Origin of the sequence: Pseudomonas sp. EGD-AK9 (genome assembly GCF_000465935.2) — a bacterium.
Taxonomy (GTDB): Bacteria; Pseudomonadota; Gammaproteobacteria; order Pseudomonadales; family Pseudomonadaceae; genus Aquipseudomonas.
In genome coordinates this window covers 1-12,221 of record NZ_AVOF01000031.1, presented here as the reverse complement: position 1 = coordinate 12,221, position 12,221 = coordinate 1, and the positions used below count along the sequence as shown (strand labels likewise).

12 protein-coding genes are annotated in these 12,221 nt (G+C 66.9%); 9 read left to right on the top strand and 3 right to left on the bottom strand.

Translation table 11 applies throughout. From position 1 onward, the window contains the following. The 8 genes from N878_RS01540 to N878_RS01505 form a co-directional block, all read left to right on the top strand. A partial coding sequence (locus N878_RS01540; protein WP_021441920.1) for a RodZ domain-containing protein occupies nt 1-262 on the top strand: 262 nt, incomplete at its 5' end. A 2-nt stretch (nt 263-264) separates the two neighbouring features. Further along, nucleotides 265-1,377, top strand: a complete 1,113-nt coding sequence (gene ispG / locus N878_RS01535; RefSeq protein WP_021441919.1) for a flavodoxin-dependent (E)-4-hydroxy-3-methylbut-2-enyl-diphosphate synthase — start codon at nt 265-267, stop codon at nt 1,375-1,377. A 20-nt stretch (nt 1,378-1,397) separates the two neighbouring features. Beyond that, on the top strand, nt 1,398-2,678 hold the full coding sequence (gene hisS, locus N878_RS01530; RefSeq protein ID WP_021441918.1) for a histidine--tRNA ligase: 1,281 nt from the start codon (nt 1,398-1,400) through the stop codon (nt 2,676-2,678). Nucleotides 2,679-2,730: 52 nt separating this feature from the next. After that, on the top strand, nt 2,731-3,375 hold the full coding sequence (locus tag N878_RS01525) for a tetratricopeptide repeat protein (protein WP_021441917.1): 645 nt from the start codon (nt 2,731-2,733) through the stop codon (nt 3,373-3,375). After that, on the top strand, nt 3,368-4,519 hold the full coding sequence (gene bamB, locus N878_RS01520; protein ID WP_021441916.1) for an outer membrane protein assembly factor BamB: 1,152 nt from the start codon (nt 3,368-3,370) through the stop codon (nt 4,517-4,519). The genes N878_RS01525 and bamB overlap by 8 nt, the downstream gene beginning before the upstream one ends. 103 nt (nt 4,520-4,622) lie before the next feature. Beyond that, complete coding sequence (der, locus tag N878_RS01515) at nt 4,623-6,098, top strand: ribosome biogenesis GTPase Der (protein WP_031302559.1); 1,476 nt, start codon at nt 4,623-4,625, stop codon at nt 6,096-6,098. A 139-nt stretch (nt 6,099-6,237) separates the two neighbouring features. Beyond that, on the top strand, nt 6,238-7,386 hold the full coding sequence (locus N878_RS01510) for a pyridoxal phosphate-dependent aminotransferase (protein ID WP_021441914.1): 1,149 nt from the start codon (nt 6,238-6,240) through the stop codon (nt 7,384-7,386). A 100-nt stretch (nt 7,387-7,486) separates the two neighbouring features. Beyond that, nucleotides 7,487-8,269 (top strand): amidohydrolase, encoded by a 783-nt coding sequence (locus N878_RS01505; protein WP_021441913.1) that lies wholly within the window; start codon nt 7,487-7,489, stop codon nt 8,267-8,269. Between the two features lie 120 nt (nt 8,270-8,389). Here N878_RS01505 and leuA read toward each other — a convergent pair whose 3' ends face one another. Next, on the bottom strand, nt 8,390-10,060 hold the full coding sequence (leuA, locus tag N878_RS01500; protein ID WP_021441912.1) for a 2-isopropylmalate synthase: 1,671 nt from the start codon (nt 10,058-10,060) through the stop codon (nt 8,390-8,392). A gap of 385 nt (nt 10,061-10,445) precedes the next feature. Here leuA and N878_RS01495 point away from each other — a divergent pair, with 385 nt between their 5' ends. Next, nucleotides 10,446-10,844, top strand: coding sequence for a DUF6491 family protein (locus N878_RS01495; RefSeq protein WP_021441911.1), 399 nt, complete (start codon nt 10,446-10,448; stop codon nt 10,842-10,844). Between the two features lie 226 nt (nt 10,845-11,070). Here N878_RS01495 and N878_RS01490 read toward each other — a convergent pair whose 3' ends face one another. Both N878_RS01490 and N878_RS01485 read right to left on the bottom strand, forming a co-directional pair. Then, complete coding sequence (locus N878_RS01490; RefSeq protein ID WP_021441910.1) at nt 11,071-11,892, bottom strand: M23 family metallopeptidase; 822 nt, start codon at nt 11,890-11,892, stop codon at nt 11,071-11,073. Nucleotides 11,893-11,945: 53 nt separating this feature from the next. After that, nucleotides 11,946-12,221, bottom strand: a 276-nt coding sequence (locus N878_RS01485; RefSeq protein WP_031302558.1) for an exodeoxyribonuclease VII large subunit, incomplete at its 5' end; no start/stop codon positions are given.

Genomic DNA, 12,221 nt, shown 5'->3' with positions numbered 1-12,221 from the left:
ACCGGTTGCGCTGGCCGCCGGGCAGGGCGCGCTCAGCGTGCAGTTCAGCGCCGATTGCTGGACCCAGGTCACCGATGCCGACGGCAAGGTGCTGGTCAGCGCGCTCAAGCGCAGCGGCGAGCGTATCGAGTTGACCGGCAAGGCGCCCATGGAGCTGCGCCTGGGCTTCGCCCGTGGCGCCCAGGTCAGTTACAACGGCGAGGCGGTCGACGTTTCGCCTTTTATCACGGGCGAGACCGCGCGCCTGAAGCTGGGGTTGTAAGCATGCATTGCGAATCGCCGATCAAGCGCCGACTGTCGCGCAAGATCTGGGTCGGCTCGGTACCGGTGGGCGGCGATGCGCCGATCGCGGTGCAGAGCATGACCAACACCGACACCAACGACGTGGCCGCCACCGTGGCGCAGATCCGTCGCCTGGAAGACGCCGGCGCCGACATAGTGCGCGTCTCGGTGCCGGACATGGACGCCGCCGAGGCCTTCGGCAAGATCAAGCAGCAGGTGCGCGTACCGCTGGTTGCCGACATCCACTTCGACTACCAGATCGCCCTGCGGGTGGCCGAGCTGGGCGTCGACTGTCTGCGCATCAATCCGGGCAATATCGGCCGCGAGGATCGGGTCCGGGCGGTGGTCGAGGCTGCCCGCGACAAGGGCATCCCGATCCGCATCGGGGTCAACGCCGGCTCGCTGGAAAAGGACCTGCAAAAGAAATACGGCGAACCCACCCCCGAGGCGCTGGTGGAATCCGCGCTGCGCCACGTCGAGCACCTGGATCGGCTGAACTTCCCCGACTTCAAGGTCAGCGTGAAGGCCAGCGACGTGTTCATGGCCGTCGCCGCCTATCGGCTGTTGGCCCAGCAGATCGAGCAGCCGCTGCACCTGGGCATCACCGAGGCCGGCGGTCTGCGCTCCGGCACGGTGAAGTCGGCCGTGGGCCTGGGCATGCTGCTGGCCGAGGGCATCGGCGACACCATCCGCATCTCCCTGGCCGCCGATCCGGTGGAGGAGATCAAGGTCGGATTCGACATCCTCAAGTCGCTGCGCCTGCGTTCGCGTGGGATCAACTTCATCGCCTGCCCGAGCTGCTCGCGGCAGAACTTCGATGTGGTCAAGACCATGAACGAGCTGGAAAGCCGCGTCGAGGACCTGCTGGTGCCGCTGGACGTGGCGGTGATCGGCTGCGTGGTCAACGGCCCCGGCGAAGCCAAGGAAGCGCATATCGGCCTGACCGGCGGTACGCCGAACAACCTGGTCTATATCGACGGCAAGCCTGCCTCGAAACTGACCAATGACAATCTGGTGGATGAGCTGGAACGGCTCATTCGCGACAAGGCGGCCGAGAAGGCCGCCGCCGATGCGGCCGTGATCGTCCGCGGCTGACGCGGCGTTAAGGATTTCCTGTGAGCAAGACCCTGCAAGCCATTCGTGGCATGAACGACATCCTGCCCGAGCAGACCCCGCTCTGGCGCTACTTCGAAGGCCGCGTGGCGAGCCTGCTGGACGGCTACGGCTACCGCCAGATCCGCATGCCCATCGTCGAGTTCACCGAACTGTTCAAGCGCTCCATCGGCGAGGTCACCGATATCGTCGAGAAGGAGATGTACACCTTCGAGGACCGCAACGGCGACTCCCTGACCCTGCGTCCGGAAGGCACCGCGGCCTGCGTGCGCGCCGTGCTCGAGCATGGCCTGGCCGGCGGTGGTCAGACCCAGAAGCTCTGGTACATCGGCCCGATGTTCCGCCACGAGCGCCCGCAGAAGGGGCGCTACCGGCAGTTCCACCAGATCGGCGTGGAGGTCTTCAATATCGACGGCCCGGACATCGATGCCGAGCTGATCGTGCTCACCTGGCGCCTGTGGGGCCTGCTCGGCATCCGCGACGCGGTGACCCTGGAACTCAACAGCCTGGGCACCAGCGAGGCGCGCGCACGTTACCGCGACGCCCTGGTCGATTACCTTTCGGCACGCGCCGAGCGGCTCGACGAGGACAGCCGCCGCCGTCTGGCCAGCAATCCGCTGCGCATCCTCGATTCCAAGGTGGCCGAGACCCAGGCCCTGCTGGTCGACGCACCGAAGCTGGCGGACTATTTGGACGAGGAATCGCGCGTGCATTTCGAGGGGCTGAAGGCCCGTCTCGACGCCGCCGGAATTCCCTACGTGATCAATCCCAAGCTGGTGCGCGGCCTCGACTACTACAGCAAGACCGTGTTCGAGTGGGTCACCGACAAGCTCGGCGCCCAGGGCACCGTCTGCGCCGGCGGCCGCTACGACGGCCTGGTCGAGCAGATGGGCGGCAAGCCGACGCCGGGCGTGGGCTTCGCCATGGGCATCGAGCGTCTGGTGCTGCTGATCGAGACCCTGGACCAGGTGCCGGCGGAGATTGCCCGCCAGGTCGACCTGTACCTGTGCGCCTTCGGCGAGCCGGCCGAACTGGCCGCCCTGGCCCTGGCCGAGCGCCTGCGCGATCAATTGCCGGGGCTGCGTCTGCAGCTCAACGCCGGCGGCGGCAGCTTCAAGAGCCAGTTGAAGAAGGCCGACAAGAGCGGCGCGCTGTACGCCCTGGTCATGGGTGAAGACGAACTGGCCCGGCAAGTGGTAGGTTGCAAGCCGCTGCGCGACGACAGCGAACAACAGAACATTGCCTGGGCGGCCCTGGCCGAACACCTGGCAGCCCGTATTTAACAGGTAGTTTTCTCAACGACCTGTCATGGGGTCGAGCGATAGGAGTATTGGGGTGGTTTCGCGTACCGATGAAGAAGAGCTGGCGGTCATCAAGGACTGGTGGCAGCGCAACGGCAAACCCTTGCTGACCGGCGGCGTGCTGGCCCTGGTGGTGGTGTTCGGCTGGCAGGGCTGGCAGAAGTACCAGAGCAACCAGGCGCAGGGCGCCTCGCAGATCTACCAGCAACTGCTGGAGACCGCGCTGAACCCGGCTGGCGAGCCCGACGCGGCGAAGGTCGCCGAGCTGGCCGGTAAGCTCAACAACGAATATGCCGGCAGCCACTACGCGCAGTACGGCAGCCTGTTCGTCGCCAAGGTGGCGGTCGAGGCGGGCAAGCTGGACGACGCCGCGGCGGCGCTGCAGGGCGTGCTCGACAAGCCGGCCGATGCCACCCTGGGCGAACTGGCGCGGCAGCGCCTGGCCCGCGTGCTGGCCGCGCAGGACAAGGCCGAGGAGGCCCTGGCGCTGCTCGCCGGCGAAGCCGATACGGCCTTCCTGGCCAGCCGCGAAGAGCTCAGGGGCGACCTGCTGGTGCAGCTGGGGCGTACCGACGAGGCGCATGCCGCTTACCAGAAGGCCAAGGCGGCCCTGGCCGAGGACGCCGCCGTCGGTGGCCTGCAGATGAAGCTGGACGACCTGGCAAAAGGGGATGCGTGACGTGATGCGTTGGAAGAATGCCGCACTGCTGGCCCTGGCCGTACTGGCCGTGGGTTGCAGCAGCAATAGCAAGAAGGAACTGCCGCCGGCCGAACTGACCAAGTTCGACGAGGAAGTCGAACTGCGCACCGAGTGGAGCCGCTCCATTGGCGAAGGCCAGGGCGAGACCTTCAACATGCTGGTGCCGGCCATCGACGGCGAGGTGATCTACGCCGCCGACGTCGAAGGCCTGGTTATGGCCCTGGACCGCATGAGCGGCAAGGTGATCTGGCGCAAGAAACTGGACATTCCGGTATCCGGCGCGGTCGGCGCCGGCTACGGCCAGGTGCTGCTGGGCACGCTGAAGGGCGAGGTGATCGCCCTGGATGCCAGCTCCGGTGAGGAGCAGTGGCGTTCGCGGGTGACCAGCGAAGTGCTGGCGGCCCCGGCGAGCAACGGCGACGTGGTCGTGGTGCAGACCCAGGACGACCGCCTGATCGCCTTCGACGCCGATACCGGCAGCCAGCGCTGGATCTTCGAGAACACCCCGGCGGTGCTGACCCTGCGCGGCACCGGTAGCCCGCTGGTGACCAACCGCCTGGTGGTGGCCGGTCTGTCCAGCGGCAAGGTGATCGCGGTGGATGCCCAGCGCGGCCTGCCGGTGTGGGAGCAGCGCGTGGCCATTCCCCAGGGCCGTTCCGAGCTGGAGCGAGTGGTGGATATCGACGGCGGCCTGCTGCAGTCCGGCGGCACCGTCTATGCCGTGAGCTACCAGGGCCGCGTCGCCGCGCTGGACCTGGAGAGCGGCCGCATACTCTGGCAGCGCGAGGCGTCCAGTTCGGTGAACGTGGCGCAGGGCTTCGGCAACGTCTATGTCAGCCTGGCCAACGGCGCCGTGGAAGGCATCGACGAGCGCAGCGCCTCGGCGCTGTGGAGCAACGATGCCCTGGCCCGTCGCCAGCTGTCGGCGCCCGAGGTGTTCTCCAGCTACGTCGCGGTTGGCGACCTGGAAGGCTACCTGCACCTGCTGAGCCAGGTGGACGGCCGCTTCGTCGGTCGCGAGCGCATCGACAGCGCCGGCCTGCGCGCCCGTCCGCTGGTGGTGGGCGACTGGCTGTATGCCTTCGGTAACGGCGGCAAGCTGGTGGCGCTGACCATCAAGTGAACCGGCTATGCTGCCAGGTGATCCTGGCGGCAGCCTGAAACATTCCGGCCGCTGCCCGTGCAGCGGCCTTTGCATTTTATGAAATAACCTAGTGGAGAGCCTGATGGTTCCCGTAATAGCCCTGGTGGGCCGGCCCAATGTCGGCAAGTCCACGCTCTTCAACCGCCTGACCCGCAGCCGCGACGCCATAGTCGGCGACCTCTCCGGTCTGACCCGCGACCGCCAGTACGGCGAGGCGAAGTGGCAGGGGCGCACCTATATCGTGATCGACACCGGCGGTATCTCCGGTGACGAGGAAGGCATCGACGCGAAGATGGCCGAACAGTCGCTGCAGGCCATCGAAGAGGCCGATGCCGTGCTGTTCCTGGTGGACGCGCGCGCCGGCATGACCGCCTCCGACCAGATGATCGGTGAGCACCTGCGCCGGCGTAACAAGCAGAGCTTCCTGGTGGTGAACAAGGTCGACAACCTCGACGTCGACCTGGCCCGCGCCGAGTTCAGCCCCATGGGCCTGGGCGAGCCGCTGGCGATCGCCAGCGCCCATGGTCGCGGCATCACCCAGATGCTCGAAGCCGTGCTCGGCGCCTTCCCCAAGGATGCCGGCGAGCCGGAAGAGGGCGGCGAAGAGGAAGAGGTGCAGCAAGGCCAGGAGGCCAAGCGCATTCCCGGGCCGAGCGAGAAGGACGGCATCAAGCTGGCCATCATCGGCCGGCCCAACGTCGGCAAGTCGACCCTGGTCAACCGCATGCTCGGCGAAGAGCGGGTCATCGTCTACGACCAGGCCGGCACCACGCGCGACAGCATCTATATCCCCTTCGAGCGCGACGACGAGAAGTACACCCTGATCGACACCGCCGGCGTGCGCCGCCGCGGCAAGATCTTCGAGGCGGTGGAAAAGTTCTCGGTGGTCAAGACGCTGCAGGCGATTCAGGACTCCAACGTGGTGGTGTTCGTCATGGACGCCCGCGAAGGGGTGGTCGACCACGACCTCAACCTGCTCGGCTTCGTCCTGGAAAGCGGCCGCGCGCTGGTCATCGCCTTGAACAAGTGGGACGGCATGGACCAGGGGCAGAAGGATTACGTCAAGACCGAGCTGGAGCGCCGGCTGTTCTTCGTCGACTTCGCCGATATCCACTTCATCTCGGCGCTGCACGGCACCGGCGTCGGCCACCTGTACAAGTCGGTGCAGGCCTCGTTCCAGTCGGCCATCGCCCGCTGGCCGACCAGCCGCCTGACGCAGATTCTCGAGGATGCCGTCAGCGACCATGCGCCGCCCCTGGTCAACGGCCGCCGCATCAAGCTGCGCTATGCCCACCTCGGCGGCGCCAACCCGCCGCTGATCGTGATCCACGGCAACCAGGTCGACGCGGTGCCGCGCGCCTATACCCGTTACCTGGAGAACACCTACCGCCGCGTGCTCAAGCTGGTCGGCACGCCGATCCGCATCGAGTACAAGGGCGGCGAGAACCCCTACGAGGGCAACAAGAACACCCTCACCGACCGTCAGGTGAACAAGAAGCGCCGCCTGATGAGCCACCACAAGAAGGCCGAGAAGAAGCGCAAGGACAAGCGCAAGTAAGCGCCGCCGCCCTGCCCGCCGCCGCTTGGCGGCGGGCAGGGCATAAGCTTCTTCCCGCTTTTCATAAGCCCTGCTGCTGCCCTTGGCACCGGGCATCGGCTATCCTCGCGGCTTGCTCAAGCCCCCGCAGGAAGTCGCGATGCTCGCCAGCAAACTGCCCAACGTCGGCACCACCATCTTCACCCGCATGTCCCAGCTCGCCGCGGACGTCGGCGCGCTCAACCTGTCCCAGGGCTTTCCCGACTTCGACGGCCCGCAGGCGCTGCGCGAGGCGGTGGCGCGCCATGTGCTGGAGGGGCGCAACCAGTACTGCCCGATGACCGGCCTGCCGGCGCTGCGTCAGCAGGTGGCGGCCAAGATCGCCCGCAGCTACGGCGTGCAGCGCGATGTCGACAGCGAGATCACCATCACCCCCGGCGCCACCGAGGCGATCTTCTGCGCGGTGCAGGCGCTGATCCATCCGGGCGACGAGGCCATCGTCCTCGACCCCTGCTACGACAGCTACGAGCCCTCGGTGGAGCTGGCCGGCGGGCGCTGCGTGCACGTGCCGCTGGCGTTGCCGGACTTCGCCGTGGACTGGCAGCGCCTGGCCGATGCCATCACCCCGCGCACCCGGCTGATCTTCCTCAACTCGCCGCACAATCCCAGCGGCGCGCTGCTCACCCGCGCCGACCTGGACCGCCTGGCCGCACTGATTCGCGGCCGCGACATCCATATCGTCAGCGACGAGGTCTACGAGCACCTGATCTACGACGGCGTGCGCCATGCCAGTGTGCTGGCCCACGAAGAACTCTATGCTCGCGCCTTCGTGGTCAGCTCCTTCGGCAAGACCTACCACGTCACCGGCTGGAAGACCGGCTACGTGGTGGCACCGCCGGCGCTCACCGCCGAACTGCGCAAGATCCACCAGTACGTGAACTTCTGCGGGGTGACCCCGCTGCAGCACGCGCTGGCCGACTTTATGGCCGCCTGTCCCGAGCATGTCGAGCAGTTGCCGGCCTTCTACCAGGCCAAGCGCGACCTGTTCTGCGACCTGCTGGCCGGTTCGCGCTTCAGCTTCCGCCGCGCCCCCGGCACCTATTTCCAGCTGGTCGACTACTCGGCGATTCGCCCCGAGCTTGACGACGTGGCCATGGCCGAATGGCTGACCCGCGAGCACGGCGTGGCGGCGATTCCGGTATCGGTGTTCTACCAGAGCCCGCCGGCGGACCTGCGTCTGGTGCGCTTCTGCTTCGCCAAGCGCGAGGACACCCTGCGCCAGGCCGCGGAAAAGCTCTGCGCGGTCTAGACGTGCGTAGGGTGGGCATGGCCAAGCCTGGTCCACCTGGCAATTGCAATGGCGGACAAGCCTTCGGGGCATCCGCCGCCACGGCTATCGAGGCCTTGAGATGAACGACAAACCCGATCTCGCACTGGCGCTGGTCCAGACCCGCCTGGCCTGGCACGACCCGGCCGCCAACCGCGCGCATTTCCAGGCGCTGCTGGCGCAGGCGCGCGGCGCCGACCTGGTGATACTGCCGGAGATGTTCTCCACCGGCTTTTCCATGGAGTCCGCCGCCCTGGCCGAACCCGAGGACGGCCCGACCACCAGCTGGCTGCGCGAACAGGCGCGTACCCTCGGCGCGACGATCTGCGGCAGCCTGATCATCCAGGCCGCCGACGGCAGCTACCGCAACCGCCTGCTCTGGGCGCGTCCGGACGGCTCGCTGGCGCACTACGACAAGCGCCATCTGTTTCGCATGGCCGGTGAGCACAAGCATTACGCCGCCGGCACCGAGCAGGTGCTGCTGGAATTGAAGGGCTGGCGGGTGCGTCCGCTGATCTGCTACGACCTGCGTTTCCCGGTGTGGAGCCGCGATGCCGGCGGCACCGACCTGCTGCTCTACACAGCCAACTGGCCGGCGGCGCGGCGCCTGCACTGGAACCGCCTGCTGCCGGCGCGGGCCATCGAGAACCTGTGCTACGTCACGGCGGTGAACCGCATCGGCGAGGATGGCAAGGGCCATGCCTATGCCGGTGACTCGCAGGTGCTGGATTTTCAGGGCGAGCCGCTGCTGGCGGCCGAGGCCGGCGACGGGGTGTTTCGCGTGACCCTCAATGCCGGCGAACTGGCCGCCTACCGCGAACGCTTCCCGGCGCATCTGGATGCCGACGATTTCGCACTCAAGTAGCCCGGATGCAATCCGGGAGCAGTGTGATGACGTCCAGCGCCGCCCCGGATTGCATCCGGGCTACTGGTAAGAAAAAACGCCGGGCAGTGCCCGGCGTTGTTCGTCTTGCTTCTGGCGCGATCAGGCGGCCTGTGCCTCGGCCTGGCTCAGGGCGCGGTTCAGCGCGCTGAACAGGGCGCGGAAGCTGGCCGTGGTCAGGTTCTCGTCGATGCCGATGCCGTGCAGGGCGCGGCCGCCATTGACGCGCAGCTCGATATAGGCCGCGGCCTTGGCATTGGTGCCGGCGCCGATGGCGTGCTCGCTGTAGTCCATGATCTCCACGGCCACCGGCAGGCCGGCCACCAGAGCCTCCAGCGGGCCCTTGCCGATGCCGCGCCAGTGCTGGCTTTCGCCAGCGCTGAGCACTTCCACGTCGACCGCGCTGGTGCCGTTCTCTTCCTGCAGGCGGTGGCCTTTCAGGGCGTAGGGCGCACTGGCCTGCAGGTACTCGGACTCCAGCAGCTGGTAGATCTGCGCCGCGGTCATTTCCAGGCCGAGGCGGTCGGTCTCGCGCTGCACCACCTGGCTGAACTCGATCTGCATGCGCCGCGGCAGGTTGATGCCGTATTCCTGTTCGAGCAGGAAGGCGATGCCGCCCTTGCCGGACTGGCTGTTGACCCGGATCACCGCCTCGTAGTCGCGGCCGATATCGGCCGGGTCGATCGGCAGGTAGGGCACTTCCCAGACCGCATCGGCCTGCTGCTGGGCGAAGCCCTTGCGGATCGCATCCTGGTGCGAGCCGGAGAAGGCGGTATGCACCAGGTCGCCGGCATAGGGGTGGCGCGGGTGCACCGGAATCTGGTTGCAGTCCTCGACCACCTTGCGCACCGCGTCGATGTCGGAGAAGTCCAGCTGCGGGTCGACGCCTTGGGTGTAGAGGTTCAGCGCCAGGGTCACCAGGCAGACGTTGCCGGTGCGCTCGCCGTTGCCGAACAGGCAGCCCTCGACGCGGTCGGCGCCGGCCATCACCGCCAGCTCCGAGGCGGCGACGCCGGTGCCGCGGTCGTTATGGGTGTGCACGCTGATCAGCACGCTGTCACGGCGGTCGATATGGCGGCCGAACCATTCGATCTGGTCGGCGTAGTTGTTCGGCGTGGCGCACTCGACGGTGGCCGGCAGGTTGAGGATCAGTTTGCTGGCCGGGGTCGGCTGGAACACCGCGATCACCGCGTTACACACCTCGACGGCGAAATCGGTCTCGGTCGAGCTGAACACCTCGGGCGAATACTCGAAGCCCCACTGGGTCTCCGGCTGCGCGGCAGCCAGGCGCTTGATGGTCTGGCCGGCGGCCACGGCGATGGCCTTGACCCCGGCCTTGTCCTGGTTGAAGACGATCTTGCGGAAGCTCGGCGCGCAGGCGTTGTAGTAGTGGACGATGGCGCGCTTGGCGCCCTTGAGCGACTCGAAGGTGCGTTCGATAAGGTCGTCGCGCGCTTGGGTCAGCACCTGGATGGTGACGTCGTCGGGAATGTGGCCGCCTTCGATCAGCTCGCGGACGAAGTCGAAGTCGGTCTGCGAGGCGGAGGGGAAGCCCACTTCGATTTCCTTCAGGCCCACGCCCACCAGGCACTTGAAGAAGCGCATCTTCTTCTCGGCATCCATCGGCTCGATCAGCGACTGGTTGCCGTCGCGCAGGTCGGTGGACAGCCAGATCGGCGCGCGGTCGATGATCTTGTCCGGCCAGGTGCGGTCGGGCAACTGGATCTGGGTGAAGGGACGGTACTTCTGCGACGGGTCTTTGAGCATGGTCATGGCGAAATCCTTGGAGCGGCAGCGAAAGGGGGGGCGGCGAGCGGATTCAGCCACGCAGTCGCGGGCTGACCAGACGCAGGCAGGCGTGCTGTCGCTGGAGAATGAGGGTATGGGCGTCGTTCATGAGGCCAACCCTAATGCGCGAGGGTAAAGATGGCAAGCTGGCTGTGAAAAACGCCGTTTTGTTGCGTATGGCATTGGATGGCGAGATTTTATTGCCGGTATCTGGCGTTATCGCGTGAGGTATTGCCTGGCGCGTTGTCCGGCAGGCCGAGGCTGCGCGGCGGCCCCATCAGGCGTAGTCTGGTAACTGGCCTGGGGCCTGGTTGCGCCGAACGCGACGGCCCCGCGAGAATCCGGCGTCTCGGCCGGGAGGAGGCATGTCATGGCCAGATTCAGCGCACTCATCGCCTTGTCCCTTGCCTTGGCGCTCGGCGCCTGTGCGCAGCGGCCGGCGCCGGAAGCGCTGCCGCTGGACGAACGCCTGCAGCAGCTCGGCTATCGCCAGGGCGAGTCGCTGCGCAGCGTGTTGCGCCACGACCTCGACGGCTGGCAGTACCTGGACAAGCAGCACCTGCTGTTCGGCCGCGGCCCGGGGCGGGCCTATCTGGTGAGTTTCACCCGGCCCTGCAACAACCTGAACTTCTCCAGCCTGCTCAGCTACCGCACCACCCTCGGCATGCTGACTCCGCTGGATCACATCCTGGTGCATGACCAGGGTGGCTTTGCCGAGCCCTGCCTGATCGACGAGATCCATGCCCTGGAGCGGATCGCCCGGCATTAGCAGGCTGTTGAAAAACTACCTGCGTTGGCAATCCAGCGTTAAAAACGGCCTCGCGTGCGAGCCCAGTCAAAATGCTCATTTACAGCTCGTAAACTCCGCTTTTGATTCGCTGCGCTCACCCCTTCGGGGCCAGCCTACGGCTGTTACTGCGCTACGCTGCGTTTCGGCCGTTTTTGCCTTGTCTTGCCTGCCTCGCCTACGTTTTTCAACGGCCTGCTCGCGCCGATCAGGGGGTGAAGGCGCCGATAAAGATCGCCGGGTCGACCCGTGCGTCGTTGAGGCTGACGTTCCAGTGCAGGTGCGGCCCGGTGGCGCGGCCGGTGGCGCCGACCTTGCCGATATGGCCGCCGCGGGCGATCTCCTCGCCGAGCTTCACGTCGATCTCCGACAGGTGGCAGAACATGCTGATCAGACCCTGCCCGTGGTCGAGGAACACCGTCTTGCCGTTGAAGAAGTAGTCGCCGATCAGGATCACCTCGCCGGCCGCCGGCGCCTTGATCGACGTGCCGCGATTGGCGGCGAAATCCAGGCCCGAGTGCGGGTTGCGCTCCTCGCCGTTGAAGAAGCGGCGCAGGCCGAAGGGGCTGGACAACGGGCCGTTGACCGGTCGGTCGAACAGCAGGTTGCTCGGCTGGCGCGCGCTGAAGCGCTGGTAGGCGCGGGTCTGCTCAGCCAGTTCGCGCTCGATGCGTTTGAGATTCTCGGCGTTGGGGCTGACCTGCTGTTGGTTCTTGATGTTGATGCGCTGTTCGCGATAGTGCTTGGCGCCGACCTGGAAGCTGTGTGGCCGGCCGTCGACTGCCAGCTGCTGGGCGCCGGGTTTGACCGTCAGCGGGATGCCGACTATGGCGATCCAGCGCTGGCCGTCCTCGCGGATGGTCAGCACCGGCTTGTCCTGGTAGCGCACCTTTGGCGCGCTGGCGGCGTCGCCGAGATCGAGCACGGCGACGCCGCCGGGCACCGGCTTGTTCAGCAGGCGGGTGATAAAGCCTTCGGCCTGCGCGGGCAGGGCGAAGGCGGTGAACAGAAGGAACGCGATCAGGCGCATGCGGCTATCCCTGGGGTGGATCGGCGCGCGTCGCTGATCCACCCGGCAAAAGGTCAATCGAGCAGCGACAGCGTCGCCGGTTGAATATGGTTGTCCTCGACCCGCACATCCAGTTCGCCCTCGCCCAGGCGGGCCTTGAGGCGTTGCCCCGGGCGAGTCTGGGCGGCGCTGCGCACGGCCTGACCGCGCTCGTCGAGGAGGATGCTGTAGCCGCGGCCGAGGGTGGCCAGCGGGCTGACGATCTGCAGTTGCGCAGCCAGCGCGCCCAGTTGCTGGCGCTGGCTGCGCAACTGGCCCTGCATGGCGCGCGGCAGGCGCGCGGCCAGGCC